The following is a 16067-nucleotide window of genomic DNA, read 5'->3' as shown; positions in this document are numbered from 1 at the left end:
AGGATGGTTGTTAATACATTCCAGGTACACCCGCGGGAGGCATGCCGCCACCGGGCATGGCGTCTTTTTCCTCGGGTTTTTCAACAACGCTGGCTTCGGTGGTTAGAAGTAGTCCCGCTATGGAAGCCGCGTTCTGGAGGGCGGACCGGGTGACCTTGGTCGGATCGATTATCCCGACCTCCAGCATGTCGACATACTCCTCGATTGCCGCATCAAAACCGAAGCTTGCCTTTTTGTTCTTAACGACCTCATTCAGGATGATGGATGGCTCAAGACCGGCATTGGCTACGATCTGCCTGAGGGGCTCTTCAAGCGCCTTCCGGATGATGGAGACGCCTACCCTCTGGTCCTCGTTGGCAACATCGAGTTTGTCCAGAACCTTCATGGCACGGAGATATGCAACCCCACCTCCAGGAACAATACCTTCCTCGACCGCGGCCCTGGTGGCGTTGAGGGCGTCTTCAACCCTTGCCTTCTTTTCCTTCATTTCGGTTTCGGTGGCGGCACCGACCTTGATGACGGCCACGCCGCCGACCAGTTTGGCCAGCCTCTCCTGGAGCTTCTCGCGGTCGTAGTCCGAGGTGGTCTCCTCGATCTGCGTCCGGATCTGGCCGACACGGCCTTCGATGTCTTTCTTGGCGCCGCCGCCGTCTATGATGGTGGTGTTGTCCTTGTTGATGTTGATCCGCTTGGCCTGACCGAGGTCCTCAAGTGTTACTGCATCGAGTTTGATCCCGATATCCTCTGAGATTAAACGGCCTCCGGTAAGGATGGCGATGTCCTCCAGCATGGCCTTTCGCCTGTCGCCAAAGCCGGGCGCCTTGACGGCCGCAGCAATGAGGGTTCCGCGAATCTTGTTTACCACCAGGGTCGCGAGAGCCTCCCCCTCGAGATCCTCGGCGATAATCATGAGAGGCTTACCCGCACGGGCAACCTGCTCGAGGACGGGGATGAGGTCTTTCATGGCGCTGATTTTCTTGTCGAAAATAAGAATATAGGGATCTTCGAGATCGACGACCATCCGCTCGGAATCGGTGACAAAATACGGCGACAGATAACCTCGGTCAAACTGCATTCCGTCCACGACCTCCAGGGAGGTCTCCATCCCTTTTGCTTCCTCCACAGTGATGACGCCCTCCTTGCCGACTTTGCTCATCGCCTCGGCGATGATATCGCCGATAGATGGGTCATTATTGGCGGAGATGGTGCCCACCTGGGAGACTTCCTTCTGCTCCTTGGTGGGCTTGCTCATCTTTTGGAGTTCACCTACTATGGATATTACGGCTGCGTCCATACCCCTTTTGACGTCCATGGGGTTGGCGCCGGCCGTGACGTTCTTTACGCCATCACGGAACATGGCCTGTGCCAGAATGGTAGCTGTCGTAGTTCCGTCACCGGCGATGTCCGACGTTTTGCTTGCCACCTCCTTGACCATCTGAACGCCCAGATTCTCAAACTTGTCCTCAACCTCAATCTCCTTGGCCACGGTCACGCCGTCCTTGGTTACCGTCGGGGAACCGAAGGACTTCTCGATAATAACATTTCTCCCCTTGGGGCCTAGCGTCACCCTGACCGTGTCGGCCAAGGCATTGACACCATTGAGGAGCTGTTTCCTGGTGTCCTCATCAAATGAAATTAATTTCGCCATCAGACTGAACCTCCCTTTAAACTGAATATTGGTGTTGTTATTTCTCAATCACTCCAAGGATGTCATCCTCACGCATAATGAGGTAATCCTCCTCGTCGATCTTGACATCGGTTCCGGCGTACTTTCCGAAGAGGATCTTCTCTCCTACCTTCACGTCCAGGGTACGCTGACTGCCGTCCTCCAGGACTTTCCCCTTACCGATGGCGACGACCTTTCCCTCCATGGGTTTTTCCTTGGCCGTGTCAGGGATGATGATGCCACCCTTGGTCTTGAGTGTCTCCTCGAGTCTTTTGACAAGAATTCGGTCCTGCAATGGTCTGATTTTCATCTTGCGTTCTCCTCCTTACAATTCAAAATAAAGGTCGCTGTGAATCCTTCCTTCTCCTTCGCGCTGTTAGCCGAGACAGGATGTCCCGCTCACCGGTTCTCATCCGTTGGATTTGCACTCTCCTTTGAGTGCCGGCTCGGTGGGAATATAACCAGCTGTTTTTAAAAATCAAGGGGGTGGATTAAAAATCCTGAATTATCAGGCCTTGATTAAATTTCGGTTATTCCGATAGAATGGCTGAATAATTCTCAATAATAAGGGGGAGTTCCTTGATTGCCCTGCTAAAGACTCTGATCCGGAAATATATTCTGACCGGGTTCCTGGTTCTCATCCCGGTGTTTTTGACCGGATGGGTCCTCATTACCCTTTTCAGAATTACCGATAAGGCGCTGGCTTTGATTCCCCGCGCCTATCGCCCTGAGACCCTGATCGGATTCAACATTCCCGGTTTGGGAATGTTGATATCATTTCTGCTCGTGTTTGTCCTTGGGGCGTTTGTCGCCAATGTGATCGGGAGGAAGTTTCTCGCCACAGGGGAGAAGCTTCTGGAAAAGATCCCCATTGTCCGGTGGTTCTACTTTTCATCCAAACAGATCCTCGAGGCCGTTTTCGCGAAGGAAGGAGACAGCTTCCGGCGCGTTGTCCTCATTGAATATCCGAGAAAAGGCCTGTACAGCGTCGGCTTTGTGACGGGTGAATCGAAAGGAGAGGTGGATCGGAAAGTCCCCGGCCCCTCCTTGACCGTTTTCATCCCCACCACTCCAAACCCGACGTCAGGGTTTCTGTACATTGTTCCGGAGACGGAAACAATCCCTCTGAGCTGGAGCGTTGAGGATGCCTTTCGAATGGTGGTTTCAGCCGGCGTTATTCTACCCACCGAGGCGAATCAATGCCCCGGCCCCGTCCGTTCAGCTGAAGAGCCGCTTCAATGAGATCCTTTATTGTTCTTTTCCTGGCCGCCATGTTGGTATCCCCGTTGGTGTCGCGGGCGGATGGAGGCGAACCTTCCGGGCGTACCTTGAGGATCATCAAACCGGCCGTGGGACCGAACCGTCTCAATCCGGCTTTCGAACTCATAATGGAGAAACTGGATAATGACCTTCATTACGTTGCTTCCTCACCATTTCGCCTTACCCCCAAAGGGACTGCCGCCCTTGGGATGACCCTTCTAACCTCCTTTTTTCTTCTGGACAACGACGGGGAGGTGCTGGGCGACATCTCCGGCAGGGGGGATAATTTCCAGAGTGATTATTACGATGCCTTTAATGACCTCGGGAATTATATCGTTCAGATTACCGCAGGCGCTTATTTGGTCGGGTACCTTATGGAGGATATGAATATCAAGTCGGGCGCCCTCATGAGCCTGGAGGCCGCTGCCTTGACAGCCCTTTTTGGAGGGGCTGCCGAGTTTGTACTTGGGAGAAACGGCCCCGGATCGGCTGACGACCCCCAGAATTTCAAACCCTTTTCCGGCTTCGGATCCATGCCGAATATGGATACTGCGCTGACCTTTTCCACCGTCAGCGTGCTTGCTTATGGCCAGGGGACCTTTTCTTCGATAATGTACTACGCAGTGGCAACGGGCGTGGGGCTCGCCCAGGTCTACTTCGAGGACGCATGGCCTTCAGACGTGTTCCTTGGGGCAATATTGGGTACCGCTATCGGAAGAACAGTCGCCTATCTGTCCTCACCTGACGATAATGGATCGGTGAGTTTTGCCCCGATGTTTGTTGCAGGCGCGTCTCATGCCATAGGGGTAAAAGTCGTTTACAGGTTTTAGCGATTTCACAGTCCGGGAACAGGACATCTTGTCCTTTCCATCCGATCCTTCTCGATCCGTAACGGGAACGACCCCTATGGATATTCAATCCCTTCACAGATGGGACCTGACTCCGGGGGAGGCGCGTCATATCCAGCTGGAAATGGCGGAAATGGTCACCGGTGGACCACTTCCACAGTTGAAAACCGTACTGGGAATCGATGTTTCCTACCAGCGATCCACCGGCCGGTTTATCGCGGCGGGCATCCTCCTGACAATCCCGGAATTCAAAAAAATCCTATCATTGAGACACGAGGGAAAGACCATGTTTCCCTATATCCCGGGCCTTTTATCCTTCAGGGAGGTTCCACCTCTCCTGCCTGTTCTGCGCCGGATGCCGCCACCGGATGCGATCATCGTAGATGGACAGGGAATAGCACACCCCAGAGGCCTGGGGTTGGCTTCCCACATCGGAATCCTTACCGGTATTCCCACCATCGGATGTGCCAAGAGCCGTCTCGTGGGAGAACACCGTGATCCAGGGTACAGGGTTGGTGGATATGAACCTTTGACAATAAGGGAGAGGCTTGTGGGATATGTGGTGAGATCAAAAAAGGGGTGCAGGCCCATTTATATTTCTCCGGGCCACCTCCTCGATCCGGAGGATGCGCTGAAGGGTACCATGATGTGTCTGGAAGGCTATCGATTGCCGGAGCCGACCAGACTCGCCCACAAACTTACCCGGGAGTAGAAGCGGAATATAGTTAGTCCAGAGTCCAGGGTCCAGTAGTCCAGAGTCCAGTGTCCAGAGAGGAGAAGCGGACGCGGGGGACGAAAAGGTGGTATGGGAGTGTGGAGGTATCAAGATATGGATGTATCGAAGTGTCCTGGACCCCCGGATACAAGACCCTGGTTTCGGGAGCCTGAAAATGTGCTTGACGAATTAAATGGAAGAAAATACCCTTCGTGGTTGGATAATAACTGAAAAGGGGGGATTATTTTGTCCATGAGACTTTCTACCAAGAGCCGTTATGGCGTCAGAGCCCTGTTCGACATTGCATATCACTCCGTCGGGCTTCCGTCACAGATCAAGGATATTTCAAGAAGGCAGCAGATCAGCCCGAGGTATCTGGAACAGATTTTTCAGAAGCTCAAAAAGGCCGGCATCCTGGGGAGCAAGAGGGGGCCGAGCGGCGGCTATTTTCTGCTGAAAGAACCGTCCCAGATTACCATGGGCGACATCATCCGTGCTACGGAAGGCCCGTTTGAGTTGGTCTTTTGCGTCGGCGATAGCTCTCGCAGGAAGTGTCCACGTAAAGATGACTGCGTCGCGACGGTCATGTGGGCCAAGATCAGCGGGCAGATCGAGAAGTTCTTCGACACCATTACCATTGCCAACCTCTGCAATGAGGCAAAAGATCTGGGTGTAGAGAGGGAGTACGACCATCCGTACACGTATAACATCTGACGGGACCACAACGCGGTCCGCAGATAATCCCGTCCGTGGCTTTCCATGTTCCCCTTTCGAGGACCGGAACAATGAACGATAGACACCCTCATGGTAATCCTTATGGCCGTCCCAGCCCCGGGATGATACGGCTTTGTTCCATCCTCCGGGATGTCCGTCGGGCGCTGGTGGCCTTCTCCGGCGGTGTAGACAGCTCCTTCCTGCTTCGTTACGCTGTGGATGTTCTCGGCAGGGATTCGGTACTCGCGGTGACGGTCCACAGTCCTCTGCTCCCACGGGGGGAAGCGGAAGAGGCGCTGGAACTTGCCCATTCATGGGGGGTCCAGGTCAGTTCCGTCCAACTGGATCCTCTGGAGGACCAGGGTGTCGCCCGCAATATGCCGGACAGATGCTATCTGTGCAAGAAAATCATATTTACCCACCTGTCCGAGATGGCAAAGCGCAAGCGCATCTCCTGGATCCTGGACGGTACCAACGCCGATGACGGCGGAGAGTACAGACCGGGTATCAGAGCCCTCGAGGAACTGGGAATCCGGAGCCCCCTTCGCGAAGCCGGACTGACCAAGGATCAGATCAGGTCGGAAAGCAGGAGGTTGGGGATGTCAACCTGGGATCGGCCGTCATCGCCTTGCCTTGCGACCCGCTTCCCCTATGGAAATCCCATCAGCCTGGAGGCTGTCGGTAAGGTGGACGGGGGTGAAAAGTACCTGAAATCGTTGGGTTTTGACGTTGCAAGGATCAGGGTCCATGGTGACGTGGCAAGGGTGGAGGTGCCCGTCGACCGAATCGGGGATCTTGTTCGAGAGGAGACCAGGGAGGGAATAGTTTCCGCCTTTAAAGAGATCGGATTTCGCTATATTACCTTTGATCTGCAGGGTTTCCGTTCGGGAAGCATGGATGAGGTCTTACCGCCTGTTGATTAGATAGTCGGGGTGCTCCTTTGCAACCTTGTCCGACCTTTTTCACGCTTCCGGACAACCGTGGTCCGGATTACCGCCCCATCCATCATCCATCAGGCCGGCGTCTGTTGACCTGGAGCATTCTCATCTTCATGTCCCTTTTACTTGCGGCGTTCTATGGATGCGCCGGTGTCAGGCACCCGGTCGCCGCGGAGACGAGCTACGAAAACCGGTTGACGCTCGCCGCAGGGTACATCCGGTCCGCCGAGAACCAGCGTGCCAAAGAGGTTCTTTCGGGGGCGGTGGCCGACCGGCCTGAACGTCCTGAGGCCTATGCGATGCTGGGGGACATGTTTCATTCAAGCGGTGATCTGGAGATGGCGGCGGAGGAATACCGCCGATCTATTGAAAAGGGCGAGGATGACCCGGCCGTCTGGAACAACCTGGCATGGGTGGAATCCGGCCTGGGCTACAATGGAGCAGCTCTTTATCATATTGAAAAAGCTATTGAAATGGCTCCTTTCCCCCTTTACCCTTATCTGGATACGCGTGCCCGGATCCTTAAGGCCATGGGGAATGTTGAGGAAGCGCGGAAAGGGGCCGCCATGGCTCTGCGCCTCACACCAGCTTCCGATAAGCGGATGCGACAGGCGCTGGAGAAGCTCCTTGGTGAGTTGAATGGCGGAGAGGACGGCAGGTAAATCCGTGGAAGAACAACTGAAATCCTACATACACAGGCTCAGTCTGGATTTTCCCGATCGGTTTATCGGCGGCAAGGGACACGGTAAGGCTTTTGACTATCTTCAGCGGACACTGCGTTCATGGGGGCTGTGGGTGAACGTTCAACCGTTTACGGTTGACATCCATATCCCACACAAGTGGTCCCTTGAGATCGATACCGGACAGGGGTACGAAAAGGTCGAGACACTTCCGGGGATTGGAGCCCCTTCAATCCGAAGGATGGAGTCCGAGATCCTTCCGGTTGGGCACGCGCGTGAGGAGGATTACGAGTCTCTGGACGATACCGAGGGCAAGGTCCATCTTACCATGCTCTGGAAAAGTCATGAGACAACCAAGATCCGGGAGGCGGCCATGAGGGGCGCTCCGGCCCTGATCTGGTACAATGACTATTTTGATGAACTGTATTCGGGAGCATGCGACTACAGCCTTGCCCCCATCCCCGGTTTCGCCATACACAAGTCGGTGGCCCGCCGGGTGATTGATGCGGGCGGCGGCAGGGTCAGGCTCCATAACAGATCGAAGAGGCGAAGAATCCGGTGCCGGAATCTGGAGGCCGGGTACGGGGGGGACAACGGGCGTCATGCCCTTCTCACCGCCCATTACGATACCAGACCCCACACCCCCGGAGCCAGCGATGATGCCTCCGGCGTTGCCGTCATGCTCGCTTTTATCCGGGCCGGATACGGGCGGGATCTTCCGGTCAAGGTCCGTTATCTTTTCGCCGACTGCGAGGAGGAGGGATGTGTCGGTGCGGAACAGTTTGCGGCCCAGCGATACAGGGCCAACCTCCTCAAGGCGACATCCTGCGTGGTGAACCTTGACGCCGTGGGATGGCCCAACCTCTGCGTCATCACGCGCGACAGAGACGCCGTGATGGATAATGGGCTTTCCCGCCTGGCCTGTGATGTGCTGCAGGACCTCGGTTACACTGCCGAGCGTGTACGTTCCAAAACCGGAAAAAGCAACCATACCCCGTTCGCCCATCGCGGTGTTCCATCCCTCTGGTTGTCCGATTATCCCAATTACATCCGCCATTCCATTATCGACAACGCCTTTAACGTTGATTATCCGACCATGTCACTGGTTACCGAGTCACTGAGGCGGATCTTCCTGGAGATGGATTAAGATGGAACATCGGGTTCCGCCGTGGGCACAGCGGTTCCTGGTACGATCCGTTTTTGCGGTTGGTGTTTTCCTGTGGACACTTTTCACCAGACATCCCATGGGTGTGGCAGGCGTAAGGATAATCGTGCTGGGGTACCTCGTCTTCTCGGCCGGCGTCTATCTGTGGAACCAGTTTGGACGCCGGGCCGACTCCGGGGAGAGGGAATTTCTGGTTTACCTCGATATCCTTTTTGTCGGGTTCCTGATCTATCTGACGGGGGGGGCCGACAGCGAGTTCTACCTGTTCCTGTATTTCATCCTGGCCTTAAGGGCGCCTTTCGTCAAATGGTCGCAGATCCTGATCATTTCAGCCGTCAGCACGGTGGTTTACCTCACATCCATTCTCTCAACCTGGGATCAGGCCTATTGGTTTGATCTTGTAATGAGGGGCTGCCTGTTCCTGTTTTTGGCGCTCCTCCTCAGGATCATCGCCCAAAGGTCCATTGAGGAAAGAGAACGGGCGGAGCGACTGGCCCAGGAACTCGCCGCGACCCACGACGAGGTTCGACGCTACACGGCGGCCCTTGAGAAGGCCAACGCCGTTGGGGAAAAGCGACTGGCAGAGATCACCATCCTGCACGAGTTCGTTCTCGATGTCCGTGGAGTCGACGATTATGAGAAGTTATATAATATTGTATTCAAATATGTCCGCCGAATCAGTGATGCCCCCTGGATCTTCCTACTGAACAGGAGAAATCCCGAAAGAGGCCAGGTGGTCGTCCGGTCATGGGGAAACCCTCCCTCCCCCGTCATAAGGTTGATAAGGGATAAGGGGCTTTGTCCGGAATTCGGCTGTGAGGGCCTGGAGAGGCAGGTTGATTTGCCGGCTGCCGGGAAGGCCGTACTCCTCGGGTTTGCCCATTGCCATGAGAACCGTTCGTCCGTAACCCTTATTCTCATCTTTCCGGAAGGACAGGTTAAGCCGGAAAAAGATAAAACGGGAGTTCTTTCCGCCCTCATGCACAGCGTGGAGAGTGAACTGGAGCTTCACCGCTTGAGGAAAAGGCTTGTAACATCCAACGAAAGGCTTTCAGAGAGCAATCGTAATCTGATGCGTCTTCAGGAGTTCCAGTTCGAACTTAGTCGGGCTTTTCTGTCCCACAGGGAGATAGGACCGGTTATCCAGGGGATCCAGGAGATCATGGCCAAGGAGCTTTTCGAGCTGGATCGCCTCAATCTCTTCATGCCGAATTGGAGGACGGGAATGCTCGAGTGCAAGACTTCCGTCGGTATAAAAAACTATCCCCAGGACAGGATCAAGGTTCCCATGGATGAGAGAGGCGGTGCCATATCCAAAGCTTTTCGAGACGGAAAAACTATCTATTTTGACGGCAATAAGCCCGTTCCACCAGAATATCGACTGGCCGATCCGTACAGCAGAATTCCCGCTGTACGATCCCGAATCTTTGTCATCGTTCCGCTCAAAAGCCATGAGGAAAAGGTAGTTGGCGTCATCGGCGCGGACAGGAAGTATACCCACAGGCCTATCCCGCCCGAGACCATCAACCTGTTGGAGTTTTTCGCGCGCCACGTGGCCATGGTCCTTTCCATCCAGATGATCAGGGAGTAGGGTGCTGGCCACCCCTCCCTAATCACTTTATAATGGCCGCTGTGTGAATCTTTTTGGGCTCATCTGATTAATGCGTTCCCTGTATGTATTTACACCGTAACAGTGCGCATTGTTTCACCACAGTGCAGCCGCTTGCAGATTGCACCACGGGGTTTTAAAGGAGGGTTTTAAAGAGTATAACCTGAATAAAAAATTACTGGTTTTACCCTGTGTAATAACCCTGTGGTGTGACCTTTGAACGGTCACGCTGTGGTAAATGGACTTTCAGGTACTCATTTCCGGAATGAACCTTCTTTGTTAAGGACGAGGCGATATGACAACACTGTTTAAGGAAAACGAAAGGTTTAATCGGACCTTTCTTCTCAAGGCGATCTCTTCCGGGAAAACGAGGGGCGGGAATCCCTTCGTCTCCTTGACCCTCGGAACTCCCCAGCAGGATTTTGAGGGACGTCTCTGGGATACCGACATGGAAACTCTTCCGTCTCTTCTTCCCGGCGATCCGGTAAACGCCTCGGGCACCGCCGTTCTCTACCAGGACCGAATCCAGCTCAAGGTGGAGAAGATTTTAAAGGAGACATCCGGCGTTGATCCGCGTTCTCTCTATCCGTCGTCGACATTTTCGGAGGAAGAACTGGGGATGATGTGGAGAAAATGGGTAAAAAGAATTGATAATGAAAGCCTCAAGGCTCTTTTCACAGCGGTTGGAAGAGATGGCGCTTTTATGAAAGCCTTTCTTCGTTCCCCGGCGGCAGTTACAATGCATCACGCCCGTATCGGGGGACTCGCGGAACACAGCCTTGGGGTATGCGGGATGGCCTGTGCGGTGGGAGAGAAATACACGTGGCTGAGACCGGATATCCTCATTGCAGGAGGGCTTCTGCATGACATCGGGAAGATTCGGGAGTACGAGGCTGCCCGCACTTTCCAGGTTTCCACAGAGGGTCGACTCATGGGTCATATATCTTTGGGGATCCCCATGCTGAAGGGCTATATTGAAAAGGTTCCGGGCTTTCCTGAAGACCTCGCCATAGAACTATACCACATCATCCTCAGCCATCACGGTAAACTGGAACTGGGCTCGCCCAAAGCCCCTTCAACCCCTGAAGCGCTGGTGGTCCATTATGCTGATGACCTGGACGCGAAACTGGACATGCTCAGGGCGTCGCGGTTGTCATCCCGGGATGGACCGGGAGATTCTCCAGGGGAGTATGTCAGGGGGCTAGGCAGATTCTTCCTGTTCCCCGGGGATGAAAAACCGGGTGTCCTGGAGAATCCCGCCGCGAAACCGGCAGCCGACGATCAGGGGAAGCTTTTTTAGATTGGAATCGACTTTATGCGAGGACGCGTTTACACCATCGTACCTGCCGCCGGCTCTGCGGTCCGAATGGGGTTGGGCTACAGCAAGGCATACCTGGACATTTCGGGTGTGCCCCTCCTCGTCCGTACCTTGAGATCACTCCTCAAAAGCCACCACATCGATTCCATTACCGTTGCCGTTCGTCCGAATGAGGTTGACCTGTGCGTGAGGGAGATCGTCCGGAAATATTCACTCCAGGATGAGGTCTCTGTTATCGGCGGGGGTGGAAAGAGGCAGCACACCGTGGGGGAGCTGCTTTTGAGGATCCCGGCGGATCGGGACATTGTTCTGATACATGATGGAGGCAGGCCTTTTGTATCGGAGCGCTTGATCGGCGATGTACTGGCCGGGGCGGTCAAGTGGGGGGCCGCTCTCGCTGCGATTCCGGCTACGGATACCGTAAAAATTTCCGATGATGGGGGTGAGACGGTAACCGCCACCATAAGAAGGGAGAGGGTGTATCTGGCCCAGACACCCCAGGCCTTCCATCGGGATTTAATCCTGGCGGCCCACAAGAGGGCGATGAAGGGGAGTTTTTCCGCCACCGACGACGCGTCCCTGATTGAGGAGACGGGTCATGAGGTCAGGCTCGTGGAGGGAGATCCAAGAAACATCAAGATTACGACTTTGGACGACCTGGAGCCGGCAAGGCGGATTCTTCAGGGGGGAGGGCCGGGTAATGGGTGACCGGACCCGCATGGGTATCGGCTTTGACTCTCATAGACTGGTCGAGGGCAGGGATCTTATCCTTGGAGGTGTGCGTATCCCTTATGAGATGGGCCTGGAAGGACATTCGGACGCGGACGTTCTTACCCATGCGCTCATGGATGCCCTCCTGGGTGCGGCGGGCATGGGCGATTTGGGGGGGCATTTCCCCGACACCGATGACATGTACAGAGGGGCTGACAGCCTTGAGTTGCTTAAGGAAGTCCTGGACCTGCTGAGGGAGGATGGTTGGGAGGCCGTCAACGCGGATGCCACCCTCCTTGCCGAGAGTCCGAAGATGGCCCCGTTCATTCCCCGGATGATCGAGAAACTGGAAGACGCCGGATTGGGACCGGGCACGGTTAATATTAAGGCTACAACTGGTGAGGGGATGGGGTTTGTGGGGCGGGGGGAGGGTCTTGCGGCCATTGCCGTCGCCCTGATCAGGAAGAAAAACAGGCAATAGGCAATGGGCAATAGGCAATGGGCTATAGGCAATGGGCTATGTGGGAATATGGAAGTATAGAAATATCCTAGACCCCAGACCCTAAATCCCGGATCCTGTTTCCAGGCTCCCCTCTGGACTGTGGACTCTGGACTCTGGACTCTGGACTGTGGACTCTGGACTGTGAAATAGTCACTTATCCCAGGAGTTTCTATGACCCTTCGCATTTACAACACCCTGACAGGACGGAAAGAGGAGTTCGCTCCCATAAATCCTCCCAAGGTGGGCATCTACACCTGCGGTGTGACGGTCTACGACTACTGTCACATCGGGCACGCCAGGGCCGCAGTGGCGTTTGACACGGTCCGAAGGTACATGGAGTTCAAAGGCTACGATGTGACCTTCGTCAGGAACTACACCGACATTGACGACAAGATCATTAAAAAGAGCAGTGAGGAAGGTCGGAACTGGAAGAGGATCGCCGAGACCTACATTAGTGCCCACGATGAGGACATGGAGGCGCTTGGGGTAAGGCGGGCGGACCACGTACCCAGAGCTACGGGGCACATTGGGGATATCATAAAACTGGTCCGACGCCTCGTGGATAAGGGCTACGGGTACGAGATTGAGGGGGATGTCTACTTCGAGGTCGCGAGGTTCAAGCCGTACGGCAGGCTTTCCGGGAGAGATCCGGACGATATGAGGGCAGGGGCCAGGATAGAGGTTGATGAGCGAAAGAAAGATCCCCTGGATTTCGCCCTCTGGAAATCATCGAAGCCGGGCGAGCCCTGGTGGAACAGCCCCTGGGGGCGGGGGCGTCCCGGCTGGCATATTGAGTGTTCGGCCATGTCATCCGCTCTGCTGGGTCAGCCCTTCGACATCCACGGGGGCGGGAAAGACCTCATCTTTCCTCACCACGAAAACGAGATCGCCCAGTCCGAGGCCGCAGCCGGCAAGGAGTTCGTCAGGTATTGGATGCACAACGGCTTCGTCAATGTCGACAGCGAGAAGATGTCCAAATCGCTCGGCAACTTCTTCACCATCCGGGAGGTACTGGAAAAGTTTTCCGCGCCGGTCATCCGCCTGTTCCTCCTGTCGACCCATTACCGGAGTCCCCTGGATTTTTCAGACCGGAACCTGGACGAGGCCCGGGTCAGGTACGAGAGGTTCATGAATCTTTTCGCCAGGGCGGGTCGCTATGTGCCGGATGATCGTGAGCCGGACAGGGCGGAGGCGGAGTCTCTCAGGGTTCTTGAGGAGGAGGCCGAACCGGCTTTCATCCGGGCTATGGACGACGACTTCAACTCCGCGGCAGCGCTGGGACACCTCTTTTCGGTTCTTCCGGTCATCAACAGTGTGCTGGACAGGGCCGACTCGGAGGGGCACTCGGTATCGGGGGCGTGGAAAGGAGAAATGGACCGGTTTTTCACCCGGCTTGGCGGTCCGCTGGGGCTCTTTGAGGCCGGCCTTGATGAGGGGGCGGCCTATCTGGGTGCGGGCCGGAGGACCGGGGACGGCAATTTTCAAGAGGCTATGGCCCTGGCAGTCCGGAGGGATGCGGCGAGAAAAGAGAAGGACTGGGCCCAAGCCGACCGACTGAGGGGCCGGATCGCCGATCTGGGTTTCACCGTCCAGGATACCCCCCAGGGGCCGGTTCTGGTGCCCATTGGGCGGAAAGCCTGACGGGGGAAAATAGTCCAGAGTCCAGAGGGGAAGAGCAGACGCGGGTGCGGAAGACAACAGTCTCGAAGTTTCGAAGTAAGGGAGTAAGAATGACCTCGCTGCGCATTGCTCGTTGGACGTTGGACATTGGTCTGTTTCTCTGGACTCTGGACTCTGGACTCTGGACTCTGGACTCTGGACTCTGGAACTGAAGTGATGATGGATAGCGAAGAGACCCAGATCCTGACCGGTCGTCAGGCCGTTTTGGAAGCGTTGCGCCATCGCCGCAGGGCCCTGTACCGCCTTTTGATATCGCGAAAGGCAGAGACCCGGGAGTTCGAACGCATAGCCCGCGGTCTGAATATCCCTGTCCGCAGGGGAGAACCCGCCGAGCTCTCCAAGGTCGCGGGGAGCGCTAAACATCAGGGCGTTGTACTGGAGTGCGGTCCTCTCCCTGTGTTCGCACTGGAAGAGATATTGAGGTTCGACCCCCCCGGGGGCCAGGATCTGCTTGTTCTGTGCGTCGGTATTGAGGATCCGCGAAACCTGGGCGCTATCGCCCGGTGCATGTCCTTCCTCGGCGGCAGGGCCCTTATGATTCCGGGAAAAGGCTCGTCGCCCCTCAGCGCGTCTGCGTCCCGAACATCGGCGGGGGCCATGGAAAGTCTGCCGATCGCTGTGATTTCCGGTGCGGCATGGGCGTGCGGACGCCTGAAATCATCAGGATACCAGGTGGTCGGCGTAGAAACCGGGGGTGTCGCCCTCGGTGAATGGAAGAACGTAACCGGCAAAATCGTCCTGGTTCTGGGAGGAGAGGATCGCGGTTTGGGCAAGGGGGTCCAGAAGCGATGCGATCTGGTGGTCTCGATTCCAGGATCCGGAACCGTAGGGTCACTCAATGTGTCCGTGGCCGCGGGCATTGTTCTCTATCATGTGACGGCCGGAAGGAGGCAGGCTGCAGCGGGAGAAGGGGGACCCTGATAGAATCCACGGAAAAAAAACTTGACAAACAGGGGCCGACCTTCTAAATAAGCGTGTTATTCTTTTATTGGGTGGTATCTACCTGGAAGAGGCAAAAGAGTCGACCCGAACGAGGCAGAAACGGAACTCGCGCAACTCGTGGTTTCGCTGGCGTAGCTCAATGGTAGAGCAGCGCATTTGTAATGCGCAGGTTGCGGGTTCGAGTCCCATCGCCAGCTCCAACTAGGATAGTGGACCGGGCAATATCCGGCCGATTTATATGGGGGCTCAGGAGGATTTCAGGGGAGGTGCCCGAGTGGCTAAAGGGGACGGGCTGTAAACCCGTTGGCGCTGCCTACAGTGGTTCGAATCCACTCCTCCCCACCATTTGGAATATTCACCGGCACGATTGATTGATGACTTCGCAAAAAGTCATTGATGGACTTTTTACGACACTATCATTGATTGACCGCTGGTTTGATAAAACAGTTCTTGAAAGCTTTGATGGCCTGCAGGTGGAGGTTTTCAAGAGGCGGTGTGTTTCGCTCTCTGGACGTAACAGGTTGGAAATTGGAGTTTTTGAGGTAAGCGGGAATAGCTCAGTTGGCTAGAGCGTCAGCCTTCCAAGCTGAGGGTCGCGGGTTCGAGTCCCGTTTCCCGCTCCAGAACATTTTGCCCACGTAGCTCAGTGGTGGAGCACTTCCTTGGTAAGGAAGAGGCCGCCGGTTCAATCCCGGCCGTGGGCTCCACGGGATTTTTGGGAGGGCTCTTTGCGAGGGGGGCCTTTAATAAGGAAGAGGCAGGCAGGTGCCGCTCCATCCGGTACGGTTAGCTCAAGGAGGAGAAGATGGCTAAGGCGAAGTATGAGAGGACGAAGCCGCACATTAACGTAGGAACCATAGGCCACGTTGACCACGGCAAGACGACGTTGACGGCAGCGATAACGAAGTGTCTGGCCAACAGTCAGCTGGCGGAGTTTGTTCCCTTTGACGAGATTGACAAGGCACCAGAGGAGCGGGAGCGCGGCATCACCATCGCGACGGCTCACGTGGAGTACGAGACGGCGAACCGTCACTACGCTCATGTGGACTGCCCCGGTCACGCCGATTATGTGAAGAACATGATCACCGGTGCGGCTCAGATGGATGGAGCGATACTGGTTGTGTCGGCGGCCGACGGTCCCATGCCCCAGACGCGGGAGCACATTCTGCTGGCCCGGTTAGTGGCTGACAAGGATTACGGAGAAAGAAAATGGGCAAGGAAAAGTTTGATCGCAGCAAGCCGCACGTTAACATTGGCACGATTGGCCATGTTGACCACGGCAAGACGACGTTGACTGCGGCGATTACCAAGGTTTTGGC

At 55.5% G+C, this 16067-nt stretch carries 16 protein-coding genes, 4 tRNA genes and 1 pseudogene; 19 read left to right on the top strand and 2 right to left on the bottom strand.

The features are described from left to right. Window positions 1-10 precede the first annotated feature (10 nt). Entirely contained in the window at window positions 11-1648 is a 1638-nt protein-coding gene (gene groL, locus GXP52_07365; GenBank protein NOY87101.1) for a chaperonin GroEL, read from the bottom strand. 37 nt (window positions 1649-1685) lie between these two features. Next, window positions 1686-1976, bottom strand: coding sequence for a co-chaperone GroES (locus GXP52_07360; protein ID NOY87100.1), 291 nt, complete (start codon window positions 1974-1976; stop codon window positions 1686-1688). Between the two features lie 269 nt (window positions 1977-2245). On the opposite strand from GXP52_07360, the gene GXP52_07355 reads away from it, so the two are divergent. The 19 genes and pseudogenes from GXP52_07355 to GXP52_07265 all read left to right on the top strand — a co-directional run. Continuing rightward, complete coding sequence (locus tag GXP52_07355; protein ID NOY87099.1) at window positions 2246-2908, top strand: DUF502 domain-containing protein; 663 nt, start codon at window positions 2246-2248, stop codon at window positions 2906-2908. Next, complete coding sequence (locus GXP52_07350) at window positions 2905-3756, top strand: phosphatase PAP2 family protein (protein ID NOY87098.1); 852 nt, start codon at window positions 2905-2907, stop codon at window positions 3754-3756. Before GXP52_07355 ends, GXP52_07350 begins: the two co-directional genes overlap by 4 nt. A 76-nt stretch (window positions 3757-3832) precedes the next feature. Beyond that, entirely contained in the window at window positions 3833-4486 is a 654-nt protein-coding gene (locus GXP52_07345) for an endonuclease V (GenBank protein ID NOY87097.1), read from the top strand. A gap of 255 nt (window positions 4487-4741) precedes the next feature. Then, window positions 4742-5203 carry an Rrf2 family transcriptional regulator gene (locus tag GXP52_07340; protein ID NOY87096.1) on the top strand — a complete coding sequence of 154 codons (462 nt, stop codon included), beginning with the start codon at window positions 4742-4744 and terminating at the stop codon, window positions 5201-5203. Between the two features lie 122 nt (window positions 5204-5325). Beyond that, the gene (gene larE, locus GXP52_07335) at window positions 5326-6126 is read left to right on the top strand and encodes an ATP-dependent sacrificial sulfur transferase LarE (protein NOY87095.1); all 801 of its coding nucleotides are present in this window, start codon (window positions 5326-5328) and stop codon (window positions 6124-6126) included. Window positions 6127-6254: 128 nt separating this feature from the next. Further along, on the top strand, window positions 6255-6803 hold the full coding sequence (locus GXP52_07330; protein ID NOY87094.1) for a tetratricopeptide repeat protein: 549 nt from the start codon (window positions 6255-6257) through the stop codon (window positions 6801-6803). Beyond that, complete coding sequence (locus GXP52_07325) at window positions 6781-7968, top strand: M28 family peptidase (GenBank protein ID NOY87093.1); 1188 nt, start codon at window positions 6781-6783, stop codon at window positions 7966-7968. Before GXP52_07330 ends, GXP52_07325 begins: the two co-directional genes overlap by 23 nt. A 1-nt stretch (window position 7969) precedes the next feature. Continuing rightward, window positions 7970-9577 (top strand): GAF domain-containing protein, encoded by a 1608-nt coding sequence (locus GXP52_07320; GenBank protein NOY87092.1) that lies wholly within the window; start codon window positions 7970-7972, stop codon window positions 9575-9577. A gap of 313 nt (window positions 9578-9890) precedes the next feature. Further along, window positions 9891-10895 carry an HD domain-containing protein gene (locus GXP52_07315; GenBank protein ID NOY87091.1) on the top strand — a complete coding sequence of 335 codons (1005 nt, stop codon included), beginning with the start codon at window positions 9891-9893 and terminating at the stop codon, window positions 10893-10895. Window positions 10896-10910: 15 nt separating this feature from the next. After that, on the top strand, window positions 10911-11621 hold the full coding sequence (gene ispD, locus GXP52_07310; GenBank protein NOY87090.1) for a 2-C-methyl-D-erythritol 4-phosphate cytidylyltransferase: 711 nt from the start codon (window positions 10911-10913) through the stop codon (window positions 11619-11621). Beyond that, window positions 11614-12105: a 2-C-methyl-D-erythritol 2,4-cyclodiphosphate synthase gene (locus GXP52_07305; protein NOY87089.1), complete on the top strand. Its 492-nt coding sequence runs from the start codon at window positions 11614-11616 to the stop codon at window positions 12103-12105. The genes ispD and GXP52_07305 overlap by 8 nt, the downstream gene beginning before the upstream one ends. 192 nt (window positions 12106-12297) lie before the next feature. Further along, on the top strand, window positions 12298-13767 hold the full coding sequence (locus GXP52_07300) for a cysteine--tRNA ligase (GenBank protein NOY87088.1): 1470 nt from the start codon (window positions 12298-12300) through the stop codon (window positions 13765-13767). A gap of 195 nt (window positions 13768-13962) precedes the next feature. After that, the gene (gene rlmB / locus GXP52_07295; protein NOY87087.1) at window positions 13963-14727 is read left to right on the top strand and encodes a 23S rRNA (guanosine(2251)-2'-O)-methyltransferase RlmB; all 765 of its coding nucleotides are present in this window, start codon (window positions 13963-13965) and stop codon (window positions 14725-14727) included. 146 nt (window positions 14728-14873) lie between these two features. Then, a tRNA-Thr gene (locus tag GXP52_07290) sits at window positions 14874-14948 on the top strand. A 60-nt stretch (window positions 14949-15008) separates the two neighbouring features. Further along, window positions 15009-15093 (top strand) — tRNA-Tyr (locus tag GXP52_07285). A gap of 201 nt (window positions 15094-15294) precedes the next feature. Beyond that, window positions 15295-15371: transfer RNA gene (locus GXP52_07280), tRNA-Gly, on the top strand. Between the two features lie 9 nt (window positions 15372-15380). Beyond that, a tRNA-Thr gene (locus tag GXP52_07275) sits at window positions 15381-15455 on the top strand. Between the two features lie 98 nt (window positions 15456-15553). Beyond that, window positions 15554-15925, top strand: a pseudogene (locus GXP52_07270) (GTP-binding protein). Between the two features lie 32 nt (window positions 15926-15957). Continuing rightward, window positions 15958-16067: hypothetical protein (locus GXP52_07265; protein NOY87086.1), on the top strand; the 110-nt coding region annotated here is incomplete at its 3' end.

The organism is Deltaproteobacteria bacterium (genome assembly GCA_013151915.1).
Lineage (GTDB): Bacteria > BMS3Abin14 > BMS3Abin14 > BMS3Abin14 > BMS3Abin14 > BMS3ABIN14.
Note: the sequence above shows the minus strand (reverse complement) of the source record. Positions and strands in the feature narration are given on the sequence as shown.